We start from the raw sequence: 17,074 nt of genomic DNA on the forward strand, positions 1-17,074 counted from the left end.
TGTGGGGGTGAACGGGAACAGCGGTGTCTCAGGCGGAGAAACTGCCGCTGCCGGGCGCCACGTGCGAGCCGTATCCGGGCTCCACGGTGAGGCCGGGCGTCAGACAGAACGGGTCGGCGTGGACGGTGACCGGACGATCGGTGTGGTTCGTCAGCACATGCGCGTCGGGCGGAAGCTTCTGGCACCCTTGCGGATCGCGATAGACAGTCAGTGGCGTCGCTTCCGTAGTGAACACCACAACGTCGCCCTGCTCCGCCGCGGCAGCGGTGCCGGTGGCGGCGCTCGCCGCGAGCAGCGCACCGGCAGCGGCGAACATGAAGACCGTGGCGCAGCGCATGAATTGGCCCTTTCGGCAGTGTGTTGTCGAAATGATTCTTTTCGGGAGATGCACCCGCTAAGCACGGCCCAACCCTGATGCGCCCGAACCAGTGATGCAGTCAAATGAAATTGACGCCACGGTCGGTGATCCGCGCGCCCCGTCGGTGTCTGACGCGCACGGGGCCGGGCACCGGTTCACCGTCTCGGCGAGAAACCGTTTGTGGCTCAGGCGATCCCAAGTCGGCTGCCGACCAGCGGCCACCCGGGGAAGATCGTGCCGCCCCCCACGGCAGCGTTGCCTGCGAACTCGGGTGCGCCGAAACACCGATCCGCCGCCCCTGTCCGTCTTTCGCATCTGACGCGAGATTTTCGCATCAGATGCGACTCGGGGCGTCTTCGCAGTTCAAGGTTCGCAGATGTCCGCCAACAAGATCGCTACCGTGGCTCGGAGGCCAACGGCCCAGCCTGTCGACGTTCAGCTTCACCCGCCCGTCGTCCTGCACCTCAATGGAGACCTTCGCCGCCGACCCCGCCTCCTCAAGACGCTCGGCGAGCTGTTTCCACCCGGCGTCCATGCCCCGCACCGGCTCCGCCGGGTGCTCCTCGGCTGTTCCCTCAAGGCCGGGTGAACAGCCGACATCGCGACCCCACAGGCTTTGATGCCTTCCGTCGAGCGTGACGTGAGCCGCATTCCGCCGTTGTAAGAGGCGATGCTCCCGACACCACAGCAAGACCTCAGCGCTCCCACGATCGTGATCGGAGCGGGCCCCCACGGCCTGGCGGTCGCCGCACTACTGCGCCGCTCCGGGGTACTGGCCGTGATCCTGGAACGGTCGGACCAAGTGGGAGCAAGCTGGGCGCAGCGCTACGACCATTTGCGCCTGCACACCACCCTCGGCGCCTCGAAACTCCCCGGCCTGTCGGTGCCGCGCCAAGCGGGCCCGTGGGTAGGCCGTGACGACTACGTGCGATACCTGGAGAGCTACGTCGCCCATCACCGACTCGACGTCCGGCTGACTACCCTGGTGCAGCGCATCGAACGGGCTGAGCCGGGCTCAGGGGCACAGTGGCTGGTCCACACCCCCGACCGCCCAGTGACTGCCGGTGCGGTCGTGGTGGCCACCGGCCGCTGCCACACCCCGAACATCCCCGACTGGCCCGGACGTTCAACCTTCACCGGCACGCTGCTCCACTCGGCCCACTACCGATCTCCGGCCCCCTACCGTGGGCGGGACGTCCTGGTGGTCGGCGCCGGTAACAGCGGTACCGAGATCGCGAGTGTCCTGGCCGTGGCGGGAGCCGAACGGGTACGAATCGCGGTCCGTACCCCACCCAACATCCTGCCCCGCTCCAGCGCACGATGGCATGCGGTCGGCCGGCTGACGGAGGTCCTCCCGCTCACGTGGCGCGACCGCACCTCCCTGATCACGCAACGTCTCGCGGTGCCCGACCTGACCTCACGGGGACTGCCCCGGCCCCGCACGGGCCTGTACACCCGCAATGCCCGCGAAGGGGTCAACCCGGTGCTCGACCACGGCTTCGTGGACGCCGTCGGGTCCGGGCAAGTCGAGCCGGTCGCAGCCGTCCAGGCGTTCGAGGGCCCCGACGTATTACTGGCCGACGGCACCCGGCTGCGACCCGACACGGTCATCGCCGCCACCGGGTACCAGCCCAACCTGCACAACCTGGTCGGGTCCCTGGGCGTACTCAACGAGGACGGGCAACCCCTCGCAGTAGGGCCAGAGACCCATCCCGCAGCCCCGCGCCTGTACTTCACCGGATACACCAATCCCCTCACGGGTGTCCTTCGCCAGGCAGGCATCGAAGCGCGCGCCATCACGCAGGCGTTACGGCGCGAGACGGCGCGGGTCCCCCTTCCCTCCCCCCGCGTTGGCGACCGCACGGCCGACACACTCCACAGAGGGCACGCTTCAAGTTGACGGGCCTCGGAAGCTCTGTCCTTCAGCGGCGTGCCCGGCAGGGCGAGTGGATGGCCTCGCGCCTACGGCGACACAGTCCCTGTCCTCCTAGGCCGCCGGCAGGGGGCGGAACAGCAGGTGCGGTGACCCATAAGGCTCCCCCAGGACCTGCCGGCCTCCTTCTCGTCAGCTGACGGCGCCAGGCCGCCGCCATGGAGGCGGCCGGTGGATCGCAACCCATGCCCTGCAGCGGGTGGAGGCCGTCCCGGCGAGGAGAAGGTGGCTGTCCCGACGTGGGAAAGAGTGCGGATGCTCCTCGGAGACGAAGGTGGGGGCCTCACCGCGACTTCAGCGCTCGGCCCGCTGGCCCCTGGGCGACAGGCATCACCCTGGCTCTACCACTGTGGCAGGCCAGGCGAGCGCTGGTCGGCGCCCGGTGACGACCTGCCTCACCCTCGTACCGTTTGATGTGAGCGTCAGGACGGTTTCCCATACGCCCCAATGGACGAGGAGAACGCGTCCATCACCTCGCGAGACGCCCCACGAAGCCGCAGGTCAAACCCACACCCCGGCACCAGGACACATTCCACGCCGTGTATTTCGGGGAACACGTCGGCGCACCCGGACGCGCCTGAGCAACCAGGAAAACTGCAGGTCAGAGCCCCTTTGTAGCAGGCTCGAGAATCGCCACGCACTCCACGAGCGACGTCATCGAAAAGAGGTCGTCGCGGACGAGTCACGAAGAACACCAACTCAGGGACTGTTTTCCGGCTCATTGCTCCGCGTGCGTGCGCCGAGAGCGTCAAGAACAATAGTTCATTCCTCCTCATCACTCGCGACCGGCATTCGGAACTTCAAGGACGGCTTCCTCCTGCGCCACCAGGATGTGCTCGGGCAGTCGCAGCAGGGCAGACGAGCCTTCGATGCATGCCGGAATCCGGTTGGGGTACTCGACGCGATTCGGGCTTGAACAGAGGAGGGACATGGACGACGTCGCCCTTCCCGGCAGGGAAAGTGTTCCCCTGTCCGGGCATCAGGCGCGTTCTGGCGCCCTGCTCGACGGAACGCTGGAAAAACTGCGGGCGTCCGCCATCGCGGTCGATGACGATGGCCTCATCGTCGCGCTCAACAGCGCAGCCCAAAGCCTGCTGGGCAGGGAAGCCTCAGAACTCATCGGTCAGGACTTCCACGACCTGCTGCACCGGGACAGATACGGGCACGCGATGCCGCGCACGCGATGCCAGATGAGGAAGGCGCTCCTCACGGGGAACACCAGGCATGGCGACGCCGAGTGGTTCGCCCGCGGGGACGACACTCTCGTCCAGTTGTCCTGGCTGGTCACGCCCTACGCACCGGGTCCGGGCGCGGCAGGTGCGCTGGCGCTGCTGTACGAGCCGAAGCAGTCGGACGTTCACCACAGCGATGGCGGGCACTCCGCGCCGCTGACAGAACTGGACCGCCTGGCCCTGCTGGCGGAGACGACCACGCAGCTCACATCCACCCTGGACGCGGACGAGGCGTTGCACCGGCTGGCGGCCCTGACCGTGCCCCGGCTCGCGGACTGGGCAGTGTTCGACCTGCTCACCGAACGCGACGAAGTGCGACGTGTTCTCGTGATGGAGCACAAGGACGGCATTCTCGTCGAGCGGGACGACCTGCAAGGCCCGATGCCTCCGGTGCCGGCAGAGTCGCCGATGCCCCTGTCGCGGGCCCTGCGCGGCGCCGCCTCCTCCCTCGCCGGTCCCGCGACCTACCAAGGTCCGCCCGACTCCGGCATCGCGGTCGAGCAGCAGCGCCTGTTCACCGCGACAGGTATGCACTCCGCCGTCATCGCACCCATTCGCGGACTGCGCGACGTACTCGGCGCCCTGACCCTGGGCCGCGCCCAGCGTCATGACGCCTTCACCCCTGCCGACCTGCCGATGCTGGAGGACCTCACCCGCCGAGCGGGCCTGGCGCTGGACAACGCACGCCTGTACCAGCGCCAGCGCAAAGTCGCCGAGACCATGCAACGCCACCTGCTGCCCCAGCTGCCCGTCCTGCCCGGACTGGAGATGACCGCGCGCTACGTACCCGCTCCGGACGCCTCATCCGTGGGCGGTGACTGGTACGACGCCTTCGCTCTGGCCGCCCACGCCCACGCACTGGCCATCGGCGACGTCGTCGGACACGATCTCGACGCCGCAGCCGGCATGGCCCAGGTCCGCAACATGCTGCGCGCCTTCGCCTGGTCCCACCCCGAGGCCGCACCCAGCGCCGTCGTCACACGGCTCGACGATGCCGTGATGCACATAGCCGAGGTACCCATGGCCACCATGATCCTCGCCAGGCTCACCCTCGGCGACGACACACTATGGCGCCTACGCTGGACGAACGCCGGCCACCCGCCGCCCCTGCTCATCACCCACGACGGTCAGACCCGCTACCTCGACGAGGCAGACGGCATACTCCTCGGCACCGGAGTCACCAGACCTCGCCCCGACGCCGTCACCGTCCTGCCATCCCAGGCCACGCTTCTGCTCTACACCGACGGACTGGTCGAATCCCCGCACCACTCCATCGATCACGGGCTTGACCGGCTGCGCCGACACGCGGCCTCCCTCGCCCACCGCCCCCTCGACTCCTTCTGCGACTTGCTGCTGGACCACGTCCGCCCCAGCGACAACGATGACGACGTCGCCATGATCGCGCTGCGCACACCCCCTCCCGTAGGACCCGCCTGACCCGGGCGTGGGGCAGATCGAGTGGGCGGAACGGGAGACCGTCGAAGCTCATGAGCCGGTGGGCTGAGGCTTCGAACACCTCTCTCCGCCGCGCGAGAACTTCGCGCGCTGCGGGCCCGCACTGCCCCGCCGGTGAGCGGGGCCAAAACACAGTCCTTGACGTCACCTGGGAAGTCGCCCTACCGACGAAGGCAGCCCCCGCGCTTCGCCTTCCCCCACTCTTCGACCTCTACTCTTCGACCTCCGAACCACCCAACGAAGAGTCCTGACATGCCATCAGAACGAGCGTCAGGTGAGCGTCACGAGTGGCACCGGCCGTCCATGCGAATATCGCGACCCGGAGCCCGGGGCCCTCCTGGCAGCTGTCGAAACCGCAGGTCGGAAGCCCTCCCGGACATACGGAAGACTCCACACCATGCACCTTGGAGAACAGGTCGAGGAACCACCGGCGATCCTCAGCAATCCAGAGAAACAGCAGGTCAGAGCCCCTTTGCTGCAGGCTCCAAAATAGCCACGCACTCCACGTGCGACGTCATCGGAAACAAATCAAACGCCCGCAACATCCGCACCCGATACCCCCCTTCCCGGAAGTACCCCAAATCCCGCGCCAACGCCGCCGGATCACAAGCCACATACGCAATGCGCCGCGCCCCCAGGGACGCCAGATGCGCCACCGTCTGGCGGCCGGCGCCGGCCCTCGGGGGGTCGAGGACGATCAGGTCCACCTCGGTGATCCCCGTACGCGGCAGTACCGAATCGACCTTGCCCTGCTCGATCCGCACTCGGTCGAAGTCGGCCAGGTTGTGCCGGGCGTCCTCCACCGCGCGCTTGCCGGACTCGATGCCGAGGACCGCGCCCTTGTCGCCGAGGCGGTCGGCGAGGGCGCCGGCGAAGAGGCCGACGCCACAGTAGAGGTCGAGGGCCATCTCGCCCTTGCGGGGCAGCAGGCCCTGCATGACGGCCGTCACCAGGGTCTCCGCGGCCTTCGGGTGGACCTGCCAGAAGCCGCCGCTGCCGACCCGGTGCGTACGGCCGTCCGCGCGTTCGCGGACGAAGGGGCGGCCGTGGACGCGGTGGACGCCGCCGTCCTTCTCGCCGACCCGCATCACCGAGACCGGCCGGTCCAGTTCGACGATCGGCAGGCGCCCGCCCGGCCTCGGCGTGAGGATCACCTGGCGGTCCTGCGAACCGGTCGCCGCGATCGCCTCGACCCCGGCCATGCCGGTCCAGTCGCGCTTCTCGATGCCGAGTTCGCTGACGCCCTCGGCGGCGATCATGCAGTGGTCGATCGGCTCGACGTCGTGCGAGCGGTGCCGGCGCAGTCCGGCGTGGCCGTCGGCGTCGACGGCGTACTGCACGCGCGTCCGCCACTGCGGCACCTGCCCGGCGGGCAGCTTGTCGCCCTCGGCCGGCATGACCGTGCCGTCCCAGCCGATGTCCTCGGGCGTGAGTCCCGCGAGCCGCTGCAGCTGCTCGGCGATGACCTCGCCCTTCATCCGGCGCTGCGCCCCCGGCTTGGCGTGCTGCCAGTCGCAGCCGCCGCAGCGGCCGGGCCCGGCGAAGGGGCAGGGGGGCTCGATGCGGTCCTTGGACGCCGACAGGATCTCGACCGCGTCGGCGCGCAGGAAGCGGTCACCCTCGTCGCCCTCGGTCACCCGGGCCACGACGCGCTCGCCGGGCAGGGTGTGCCGGACGAACAGGACCTGGCCCTCGTCCGTGCGGGCGATGCAGTGCCCGCCGTGGGCGACGGGGCCGATCTCGACCTCGTACTCCTCCCCCACCAGCGACTTCTTCTGTTCTGCCTGCATGGTGGGGTGACTCCAGATCGAGAGGCGGGACGGCGCGGCCCTCGACGGCGCAGTTCAGCGGCCCGGGCCTGACAACAGCCCACCAGTCTACGTGCTCCCTGCCGCGCACCGGCCCGTCGTGAGCCTGCCGGGCACCGGGCCCCGCAGTCTGCCGCGTACCGGCCCCCGTCAGCCTGCCGCGTACCACGCCCCGACAGCTGGCCGCGCCCCCGGCCCGCCGCAGCGCTCGCCTCAGCGCTTGGCGTCCGGCTCCGCAGGCTCCTTCGCCCGCTCCGTGGCCGGCCCCCGCCGTACCGCTCCCGGCGCGTTCCAGTCCTGCCGCTTGCGGGCCCGGGCCTTCGCCGCCTCGGACGACTGGAGCTGGTAGGGCACCGAGGTCACCATGATGCCCGGCGTGAACAGCAGCCGGCCCTTCAGCCGGAGCGCGCTCTGGTTGTGCAGCAGATGCTCGTACCAGTGGCCGACGACGTACTCGGGGATGATCACGGACACCGCGTCGCGCGGGGACTCCTTGCGCAGCCCCTTCACGTACTCGATGATCGGCCGCGTGATCTCGCGGTAGGGCGAGTCGAGCACCTTCAGCGGTACGTCGATCCCGCGCCGCTCCCACTCCTCGCGCAGCGCCTTGGTCTCCGCCGGGTCGACGTTGACGCTGAGCGCCTCCAGGGTGTCCGAGCGCATCAACTTGGCGTAGGCCAGGGCACGCAGGGCGGGGCGGTGGATCTTGGAGACCAGGACGACCGAGTGCACGCGAGACGGCCGTACGCTGTCGTCGCTCGGCCCCTCGGGGGCGGCGAGTTCCTCGGAGACGTGGTCGTAGTGGCGGCGGATCGCGGTCATCACGCCGTAGAAGATCACCATGCCGAGCAGGGCCACCCAGGCGCCGTGCGTGAACTTGGTGACGAGGACGACGATCAGGACCAGGCCGGTGAAGAAGGCACCGAAGGTGTTGATCGCGCGGGAGCGGATCATGTGGCGCCGCTTGGCCCGGTCCTTCTCCGTCCTCAGCAGGCGGTTCCAGTGGCGGACCATGCCGGTCTGGCTGAGCGTGAAGGACACGAACACGCCGACGATGTACAGCTGGATCAGACGCGTGGAGTCGGCCCCGTAGATCCACACCAGCAGCATGGCCGCGCCCGCCAGCAGCACGATGCCGTTGGAGAAGGCGAGCCGGTCGCCGCGGGTGTGCAGCTGGCGCGGCAGATAGCGGTCCTGGGCGAGGATCGAGCCGAGCACCGGGAAGCCGTTGTAGGCGGTGTTGGCCGCAAGGAACAGGACCAGGGCGGTGGCCGCGGCGAGCACGATGAAGAAGAAGCTGCCCTTGCCGAAGACGGCCTCGGCGACCTGGGTGATCACCGGGTTCTGGACATAGCCGGAGCCGACCGCGACGCCGTCCTTGATCAGGTCGACGGCCGGGTTCTCGGCCATGCGGACCTTGGTCGCCATGGCGAGCCCGATGATGCCGCAGAACATGGTGACGGCCAGCAGGCCCATCGCCGCCAGCGTGGTCGCGGCGTTCTTCGACTTGGGCTTGCGGAAGGCCGGGACGCCGTTGGAGATCGCCTCGACACCGGTGAGCGCGGCACAGCCGGAGGAGAAGGCGCGCAGCAGCAGGAAGACGAGCGCGAAGCCCGCCAGTCCCTCGTGCTCCGGTTTGATCTCGTACGACGCCGTGGGTGCCCGCATGGTGTCGTCGAGGATCAGCCCGCGGAACGCCCCCCACGTGATCATGATGAAGACACCCACGACGAAGACGTACGTCGGGATGGCGAAGAGGCCGCCCGACTCCCGTACGCCGCGCAGGTTCATCACCGTCAGCAGCAGGATCACCGCGGCGGCGCACTCGACCTTGTGCTCGACCACGAACGGGATCGCGGAACCGAGGTTCTCGATGCCGGAGGAGATGGAGACGGCGACGGTCAGGACGTAGTCCACGAGGAGGGCGCTCGCGACCGTCAGGCCCGCCTTGGGGCCGAGGTTGGTGGTCGCCACCTCGTAGTCGCCGCCACCGCTCGGGTAGGCGTGCACGTTCTGCCGGTAGGAGGCGACCACGGTGAACATCAGCACGACGACCGCGACCGCGATCCAGGGGCTGAAGTGGTACGCCGACACGCCCGCGATGGAGAGGACCAGCAGTACTTCTCCGGGCGCGTATGCCACGGAGGACAGCGGGTCGGAGGCAAAGACGGGCAGTGCGATGCGCTTCGGCAGGAGCGTTTCCGCCAGCCGGTCACTGCGCAGCGCGCGCCCGATCAGAATCCGTTTGGGCACGTCGGTCAGTTTGGACACAACAGAGAATCGTAGGCCCCCTGCCTGGGCCGGAGCACATCCGGGTGAAATCACGCGCGGCGGCGGGGTGAATTCCGTGCCGCGCTCGCGCCTTGCGACGGTCCGTCCGGCGCCCCCATGCCTCCATGACCTGCGCCTGAACGCTCAGCACCTGTCCGAACGCCTGAACACTCAGCACCTGCCCGAACGCTCATCACCACCGGGAGACCTCATGTCGCAGACGACCGCTCAGTTCGTCGGAGCCCTCGTCTCGCTCGTCGGCCTCGGCGTCCTGACACTGGCCAGCCTGCGCAGCTTCAACCGCCGCTGAGGGGGCGATCGCGCAGGGGCGGACGCCCCGGTCGGCCTGTCGGACCCGGAGGTTACGGTGGACGAAGGCACACGCGAGCCCACGATCCGTACCGCGGGGGATCATCGACGGGATTCCCCGGCATGATGTTGCCCAGCGGTCCGCGACCGGCCCGCGCCTGTTGCCCGGCGAACCGAGAGAAGGATATGAGCACCACGTTCACGCAAGTCAGACGCCTCACGAGGAGTGCGGGGTAAGCGCCGTGCACATCGTCATCATGGGTTGCGGAAGGGTGGGCTCCGCTCTTGCCCAGACCCTGGAGCAACAAGGGCATACGGTCGCCGTGATCGACCAGGACCCCACCGCGTTCCGCCGGCTGGGCCCGGGGTTCGGAGGCCGCCGGGTGACCGGCGTCGGCTTCGACCAGGACACCCTGCGCGAGGCGGGCATCGAGGAGGCGGGCGCCTTCGCCGCCGTCTCCAGCGGTGACAACTCCAACATCATCTCCGCGCGCGTGGCCCGCGAGATGTTCGGCGTGGAGAACGTCGCGGCCCGTATCTACGACCCCCGCCGCGCCGAGGTCTACCAGCGGCTGGGCATCCCCACGGTGGCCACGGTCCGCTGGACGGCGGACCAGATGCTGCGCCGCCTGCTGCCCTCGGGCGCCGAGCCGCTGTGGCGGGACCCCACCGGCGGCGTGCAGCTCGCCGAGGTGCACGCATCCACGGACTGGGTGGGCCACAAGATCAGCAGACTGCAGGAGGAGACGGGCGTCCGCGTCGCCTTCCTGACCCGGCTCGGTGAGGCGATCCTGCCCACCTCGCAGACGGTGCTGCAGGAGGGCGATCTGGTGCACGTCATGATGCGCACCGACGAGGTCGACAAGGTCGAGGCGGCGTTCGCCAAGGGTCCCGAAGAGGAGGGCGGTCACTGATGAGGGTCGCCATTGCCGGTGCCGGTGCGGTGGGCCGCTCGATCGCGGGCGAACTGCTGGAGAACGGCCACGAGGTCCTTCTGATCGACAAGGCGCCGACCGCCATCTCGGTCGAACGCGTCCCGCAGGCGGAGTGGCTGCTGGCCGACGCCTGCGAGATCACGTCGCTGGACGAGGCAGCCCTGCAGCGCTGCAACGTGGTGATCGCCGCGACGGGCGACGACAAGGTCAACCTGGTCGTCTCCCTGCTGGCGAAGACGGAGTACGGCGTACCGCGCGTCGTGGCCCGCGTGAACAACCCCAAGAACGAGTGGCTGTTCAACGAGGCCTGGGGCGTCGACGTGGCCGTCTCCACCCCCCGTCTGATGTCGGCCCTGGTCGAGGAAGCGGTCTCGGTCGGCGACCTGGTCCGCCTCCTGCGCTTCAGCCACGGCGACGCCAACCTCGTCGAACTGACCCTCCCGGAGGAGTCGGCCCTCGCCGGCACCCAGGTCGGCGACGTGGAATGGCCCCAGGACACCTCCCTGGTGACCATCATCCGCGGCACCCGGGTCCTCACTCCCTCCCGCGAGGACTCCCTGGAAGCAGGGGACGAGCTCCTCTTCGTCGCCGCCCAGGCCAGGGAGGAACAGTTGGAGGACCTGCTGTCGGTCCGGCGCGAGGACGCGGCGGGCTAGCCCCTGGGGCTTACGACGACGGAGGGCGCCCGGGGTATCCCAGGGCGCCCTTCACCTTTGCGGGCAAGCCGGCCACTACCAGCCCGTCCGGCGTTTGAGGAGGAGGCCGTTCAGGCCGACAGCGGGGGCCTGGGGGCGGCAGCGGGGGCCTGGGGGCGGCAGCGGGGGCCTGGGGGCGGCAGCCCCAGAGAGAGCCACCAACGCCGGGTACCTACTCGCCCGAGCCGGCGGCAGCCTTCCGCTCGGCCTTCTCGGCCGCCTCCATCTCCGCGAACACGTCGATCGGCGCGGGCGCCTTCGCCAGGAACACCCATGTCAGCCACACGGCCAGCAGGAACGGCGGAATCTTCAGGGCGATCAGGACCCAGCCGAACTGCGTGGTGTCCGCCCACCAGTACAGCGGGAAGAGGATCGCGCACTTGGCGAGCAGGATCAGGCCCCACGCCCAACTTGCCTTCGCGTACGCCTTCTTGCGTCAGGGATTGCGCGTGCGCCAGGAGAGGTTCTCCTTGAACACCGGCCCGAGGATCAGCCCGATCAGCGGCACACCGCACAGGGTCGTGATGATGTACGCGAGCGCCAGCCCCAGCGTGTAGAGCATGCCGGGCAGGTAGAAGTCCTTCGCGTTGCCGGTCATCATCGCGAACACGACACCGAAGGCGACGCCGAAGACGCCGCTGAACGCGTGCTTGATGGTGTCCCGCATCACGAGACGCACGACCACCAGCACCAAGGACACCCCGAGCGCGGCGATGGCCGACAGGTGCAGATCCTTGTTGATCGTGTAGATGGTGACGAAGAGCAGACCGGGCAGCACCGTCTCGATCATGCCGCGCATGCCGCCGAAGGCCTCGAACAGCGCAGCCTCGGTCACCGCCCGGGCATTCCGCTCGGCGTCTGCGGTGGTTTCGGTGGTGTCTTCAGTCGGCTTGTCGAGCGACGTCACCGGCTACTCCCGTCCGAGGGGTCTCAGTTCGTATTTCGGGTTGAACAGCACCCGGCGGCCCCGGCTCATGGAGACCCGGCCCGATGCGATCAGCCGGCGCCCCGGCTCTATCCCGACTATGGCGCGCCTGCCGAGCCACACCACGTCCAGGGCGGCGGAGCCGTCGAACAGCTCGGCCTCCAGGGCGGGGACTCCCGCACGCGGCCGCAGGGTGACCGTGCGCAAGGTACCAGTAACCGTCACTATCTGTCGGTCACGGCAGTCACCGATCTTGGTACAGCCGGTCGTCTCTGCGTCCTCACGCAGCTCCTCGGACTCCAGGTCCTCCTGCGATGAGGAGAGCCGGTCGAGCATGCGCCGGAACCGGCCCACCGACTTTTCCGAACGAGGAACAGCACTCATGTCTTGAAGCCTACCGGGGTGCACCGACACTCTCGTACCCCCCGTACCGATGCCCGAACCAGCCGCTGCCGACCCCCGCAGCTCACTTCTCGAACCGGTACCCCATCCCCGGCTCAGTGACGAAGTGCTTCGGGTGCGAAGGGTCCCCCTCCAGCTTCCTGCGCAGCTGGGCCATGTACACCCGCAGGTAGTTCGTCTCCGTCCCGTACGACGGCCCCCACACCTCCTGGAGCAGCTGCTTCTGGCTGACGAGCCGCCCGGTGTTGCGCACCAGCACTTCCAGCAGATGCCACTCGGTGGGAGTCAGCCGTACGTCCTTCCCGCCCCGGTTGACCTTCTTGGCGGCCAGGTCGACGGTGAACGCCTCGGTCTCCACCGTGGTCACGTCGTCCTCGCCGGGCCCGACCGGCTCGGCGCGGCGGACGGCGGCGCGGAGCCGGGCGAGCAGCTCGTCCATGCCGAAGGGCTTGGTGACGTAGTCGTCGGCGCCCGCGTCCAGCGCCTCGACCTTCTCGTCGGAGGAGTGCCGGGCCGACAGCACCAGGATCGGCACCCGGGTCCAGCCACGCAGCCCGCGGATCACCTCGACGCCGTCCATGTCGGGCAGACCGAGGTCGAGGACGACCACGTCGGGGTGGCGGGTGGCCGCGAGTTCGAGGGCAGTGGCGCCGTCGTGGGCCGCGTCGACCTCGTACTTGCGTGCCTTGAGGTTGATCACGAGGGCGCGCACGATCTGCGGCTCGTCGTCGATCACCAGCACCCTCGTGGGGGCCTGGGGGGTCCCCCCGGTCGGGCTCAGCATGTGGCTTGCCTTTCGGGTTCCACGGGGGGCTCCAGTGGTACGCCCCCTCTTCGTGAAGCGCCGCGCGCGTTCCGGCCGCCCGCAGCGTGAGCACCATGGTGAGGCCGCCGCCCGGCGTGTCCTCGGCGTTGAGCGTGCCGCCCATCGCCTCGGCGAAGCCGCGCGCGACCGCGAGCCCGAGTCCCACTCCGGCGCCGCGCGGGGCGTCGCCGTAGCGCTGGAAGGGCGCGAAGATGCGTTCCTTCGCCTCGTCGGGCACGCCGGGACCACGGTCGACCACCCGGACCTCGACCCGTTCGGCGATGGCGCTGGCGGCGACTAGGACCTTGCCGCCGTCCGGGCTGTACTTGACGGCGTTCTCGACCAGGTTGGCCACCGACCGCTCCAGCAGCCCGGGGTCCACGGCGACCATGGGCAGCGTCTCCGGGACGTCCAGCTCCACGCTGTCCTCCGGCACCCCGCCGAGCGCCATCGGCACCACCTCGTCGAGGTCGATCTCGCGGATGAGCGGCGTCACCGTGCCGGTCTGCAGCCGGGACATGTCGAGGAGGTTCCCCACGAGGTGGTCGAGCCGATCAGCGCCCTCCTCGATGCCCTCCAGCAGCTCGGCCTCGTCCTCCTCGGACCACGCCACGTCGTCGGACCGCAGCGACGAGACCGCCGCCTTGATGCCGGCGAGCGGCGTACGGAGGTCATGGCTGACGGCCGCCAGCAGTGCCGTACGGATCCGGTTGCCCTCGGCCAGCTCCTTGGCCTGGTCGGCCTCCTCCTGGAGCCTGCGGCGGTCCAGGACGACCGCGGCCTGCGCGGCGAAGGCGGCGAGCACCCGGCGGTCCTCGGCGGGCAGCACCCGGCCGGTCAGCGCGAGCGCCATGTGGTCGCCGACCGGTACGTCGACGTCCGCGTCCTCGGGCCGCTGCGGTGCCCGTTCCAGGCCCACCCGGCCCGCGCACGTCCACGGGTCGACGTCGCTCGCGCGCTCCAGCAGCGCCGCGGACTCCATGCCGAAGGTCTCGCGGACCCGCTCCAGCAGCTCCTCCAGGCCGGTCTCGCCGCGCAGCACGTTGCCCGCGAGGAAGGAGAGGATCTCCGACTCGGCGCGCAGACGTGCCGCCTGGTGCGTGCGGCGGGCGGCGAGGTCGACCACGGAGGCGACCGACACCGCCACGAAGACGAAGATCACGAGTGCGAGCAGGTTCTTCGGGTCGGCGATGGTCAGCGTGTGGGCGGGCGGTGTGAAGAACCAGTTCAGCAGCAGCGAGCCGACCGCCGCCGACGCGAGTGCCGGGAAGAGCCCGCCGAGCAGGGCGGCGCCCACCGTCAGGGTCAGGAACAACAGCATGTCGTTCGCGAGACCGAGGTCGGCGTCGACATGGGTCAGCAGCAGCGTGAGCAGCACGGGACCGACGACGCCGGTGAACCAGCCCCAGATGATCCGCGCCCGGCCGAGGCGCGCCCCGCGGGCCACGGGCAGTCCACGCCCCTTGGCGACCTCCTCGTGCGTGACGATGTGCACGTCGAGGTCGGGGCCGGACTCCCGGGCCACCGTCACACCCACCCCCGGTCCGAACACGTACTGCCAGCTCTTGCGGCGCGAGGAGCCGAGGACGATCTGGGTGGCGTTCGCACCGCGCGCGAAGGCCAGCAGGGCTGCCGGGATGTCGTCCCCGACGACATGGTGGAAGGTGCCGCCGAGGTCCTCGACGAGGGTGCGCTGGACGGCCAGCTCCTTGGGTGAGGCGGAGGTCAGGCCGTCGCTGCGGGCGATGTAGACGGCCAGCACCTCACCGCCCGCGCCCTTCTCCGCCAGCCGCGCGGCCCGGCGGATCAGCGTCCGCCCTTCCGGGCCGCCGGTCAGGCCCACCACGATCCGCTCCCGCGAACCCCAGATCTTCGACACCCGGTGATCGCTGCGGTACTGCTTCAGGTACTCGTCGACCCGGTCGGCCACCCACAGCAGCGCCAGTTCCCGCAGGGCGGTGAGGTTCCCGGGGCGGAAGTAGTTCGACAGGGCCGCGTCGACCTTGTCCGGCTGATAGACGTTCCCGTGTGCCATCCGGCGCCGGAGTGCCTGGGGCGACATGTCGACCAGTTCGATCTGGTCGGCCCGGCGCACCACCTCGTCCGGCACGGTCTCCTGCTGCCGTACCCCCGTGATCGACTCGACGACGTCGCCCAGCGACTCCAGATGCTGGATGTTGACGGTCGATATCACGTCGATGCCGGCGGCGAGCAGCTCCTCCACGTCCTGCCAGCGCTTGGCGTTGCGTGAGCCGGGGATGTTGGTGTGGGCGAGTTCGTCGACGAGCGCGACCTGCGGATGCCGGGCCAGGACGGCGTCGACGTCCATCTCGGTGAAGGCGCTCTCCCGGTACGTCAGGTCCTTGCGCCGTATCTGCTCCAGGCCGTGCAGCATCACCTCGGTGCGCGGCCGGCCGTGGTGCTCCACGAACGCGACCACGCAGTCGGTGCCCCGCTCCACCCGCCGGTGCGCCTCGGACAGCATCGCGTACGTCTTGCCGACGCCCGGTGCCGCACCGAGATAGATCCGAAGCTTGCCGCGTCCCATGTTCCTCATTGTGTTCCGGCCACTGCTGCCTACGCAGCGTCGACCTTACGGCCAATATTCGCGACAAATGGGGCCGGGTGCGACGGCGGGAGCGTCTTTGACGCAACTCTGACGCTCCCGCCAGGCACGTCGTGGGAACTCAGCTGGGGTTGTCGGCGTGCGTGAGGGTCTCCCAGGCCACGAAGAGGTTGTTGCTGCCGGACGGGCGGTTGCGCGTGTTCAGCGTCTCGGTGTTGGTCATGGCATGGCCGAGCCGGTTGGCCAGGGCGTTGTGCCCGACCTCGGTGACCGGGCCGAGCCCGAGCTTCAGCGAGCCGCGGCACAGCCAGCTGGGCACACCCTCACCGAGTTCGTACTTGGCCTGGAACCCCAGCGCGTGCCGCAGCCGCTCGCCGACGTCGGTGCCGTACAGGTCCTGCCCCTGGATCCGGCTGGTCTCCGCGACGTGCGAGATCGCGGAGATGCCGTAGCCGGTGTGCGTGAAGTCGCGGCAGGTCTCCTGGGTGAGGCCGGTGACGAAGGTGGACTGCCCCTGCCAGTAGTTGACGATCTTCTCGCGCGTGTTCAGGTTCTGGCTCGGCACGGTCTTCGGCAGTTCGCCGTCCGAGGACAGGTACACAAAGGCGGCGGTACGGGTGCGGAACTTCCCCATGGCCTTGTCGTACGACGCCTTGTCCTCGAGGAAGACGGAGATTCCGACGGCGGCCTCCATCATCGACAGCTCCCAGTTGCCGTTGGAGTTCGAGCCGTTGATGATCTCGGGCAGGTAGACAGTGCGGAGCATGGTGGCGAACCGGCCGGAGTTCGCCCAGTTCCCGGTGTACGTGTGCTTGATGATCTCGGCGGCCTTGGGCCAGGACGAGCCGGCCCAGCCCGTCTGCAGGGGCGCGTTGCTGTTGGTGTGGTCCCTGATGGTGGCCGACCAGGCGTCCATCAGCTCGATGGCCTTCTTCGCGTGCCGCTCGTCACGGGTGATGTACCAGGCCAGCGCCTGGGTGTAGGCCGCTATCGCGTCCTCGCGCTCGTCGGTGCAGCCGTAGTTGGGGTTCGAGTACGAACCGCACTCGACGACCGCGCGGGGCTTGGGGGTGCGGTTCAGATCGGCGTACTTGCTCGCCATCATCCGGTCGAAGGCGCCCTTCCAGGGCTGGGCGCCGGCGTTGACCTTGGAGCGGGTGAAGTCCAACTGGCTCTTGGAGACGGTGACTCCGGGGTGGACGAAGGTGGTGGGAGCCGCGTCGACGGGCCAGGCGAGAACACCGGCGACGAGGGCGGCCGCGGCCGTGAGGAGTGCGGTTCTGCGCATGTGTGCGGGGCCTTCCGTTCTCGTATGTGAACGCGAAGCGCCTTTATGAACAGGCGCGTTGGGCCGAGACGGTAGGTACAGACCAATGCACC

Annotated in this window: 10 protein-coding genes and 2 pseudogenes; 4 read left to right on the forward strand and 8 right to left on the reverse strand. The window is 69.3% G+C overall.

Translation table 11 applies throughout. The features are described from left to right. Window positions 1-28: 28 nt before the first annotated feature. Complete coding sequence (locus OHO27_RS10245) at window positions 29-337, reverse strand: hypothetical protein (protein WP_328422459.1); 309 nt, start codon at window positions 335-337, stop codon at window positions 29-31. A gap of 691 nt (window positions 338-1,028) precedes the next feature. Between OHO27_RS10245 and OHO27_RS10250 the strand changes: the two genes are divergently transcribed. Together OHO27_RS10250 and OHO27_RS10255 are read left to right on the forward strand one after the other, a co-directional pair. Continuing rightward, window positions 1,029-2,258, forward strand: a complete 1,230-nt coding sequence (locus OHO27_RS10250) for a flavin-containing monooxygenase (protein WP_328422461.1) — start codon at window positions 1,029-1,031, stop codon at window positions 2,256-2,258. A gap of 962 nt (window positions 2,259-3,220) precedes the next feature. Beyond that, entirely contained in the window at window positions 3,221-4,960 is a 1,740-nt protein-coding gene (locus OHO27_RS10255) for a SpoIIE family protein phosphatase (RefSeq protein WP_328422463.1), read from the forward strand. 479 nt (window positions 4,961-5,439) lie between these two features. On the opposite strand, the gene OHO27_RS10260 is transcribed toward OHO27_RS10255, so the two are convergent. After that, window positions 5,440-6,768 (reverse strand): class I SAM-dependent RNA methyltransferase, encoded by a 1,329-nt coding sequence (locus tag OHO27_RS10260; RefSeq protein WP_328422465.1) that lies wholly within the window; start codon window positions 6,766-6,768, stop codon window positions 5,440-5,442. 231 nt (window positions 6,769-6,999) lie between these two features. Next, window positions 7,000-9,057 (reverse strand): APC family permease, encoded by a 2,058-nt coding sequence (locus tag OHO27_RS10265; RefSeq protein WP_328422467.1) that lies wholly within the window; start codon window positions 9,055-9,057, stop codon window positions 7,000-7,002. 551 nt (window positions 9,058-9,608) lie between these two features. Between OHO27_RS10265 and OHO27_RS10270 the strand changes: the two genes are divergently transcribed. Together OHO27_RS10270 and OHO27_RS10275 are read left to right on the forward strand one after the other, a co-directional pair. After that, window positions 9,609-10,280, forward strand: a complete 672-nt coding sequence (locus tag OHO27_RS10270) for a potassium channel family protein (RefSeq protein ID WP_328422468.1) — start codon at window positions 9,609-9,611, stop codon at window positions 10,278-10,280. Then, the gene (locus OHO27_RS10275; RefSeq protein WP_062670424.1) at window positions 10,280-10,957 is read left to right on the forward strand and encodes a potassium channel family protein; all 678 of its coding nucleotides are present in this window, start codon (window positions 10,280-10,282) and stop codon (window positions 10,955-10,957) included. Before OHO27_RS10270 ends, OHO27_RS10275 begins: the two co-directional genes overlap by 1 nt. A gap of 211 nt (window positions 10,958-11,168) precedes the next feature. On the opposite strand, the pseudogene OHO27_RS10280 reads toward OHO27_RS10275, so the two are convergent. The 5 genes and pseudogenes from OHO27_RS10280 to OHO27_RS10300 form a co-directional block, all read right to left on the reverse strand. Continuing rightward, window positions 11,169-11,903: pseudogene (locus tag OHO27_RS10280) on the reverse strand (DUF3159 domain-containing protein). Between the two features lie 3 nt (window positions 11,904-11,906). Next, window positions 11,907-12,305, reverse strand: coding sequence for an OB-fold nucleic acid binding domain-containing protein (locus OHO27_RS10285; RefSeq protein ID WP_328422472.1), 399 nt, complete (start codon window positions 12,303-12,305; stop codon window positions 11,907-11,909). A gap of 82 nt (window positions 12,306-12,387) precedes the next feature. Beyond that, window positions 12,388-13,107: a response regulator gene (locus OHO27_RS10290; RefSeq protein ID WP_328422474.1), complete on the reverse strand. Its 720-nt coding sequence runs from the start codon at window positions 13,105-13,107 to the stop codon at window positions 12,388-12,390. A gap of 63 nt (window positions 13,108-13,170) precedes the next feature. After that, window positions 13,171-15,676 (reverse strand): annotated as a pseudogene (locus tag OHO27_RS10295) (DUF4118 domain-containing protein); the annotation flags it as partial. 139 nt (window positions 15,677-15,815) lie between these two features. Continuing rightward, entirely contained in the window at window positions 15,816-16,982 is a 1,167-nt protein-coding gene (locus tag OHO27_RS10300; protein WP_328422476.1) for an alginate lyase family protein, read from the reverse strand. Window positions 16,983-17,074 lie beyond the last annotated feature (92 nt).

This window comes from Streptomyces sp. NBC_00443 (assembly GCF_036014175.1).
Lineage (GTDB): Bacteria > Actinomycetota > Actinomycetes > Streptomycetales > Streptomycetaceae > Streptomyces.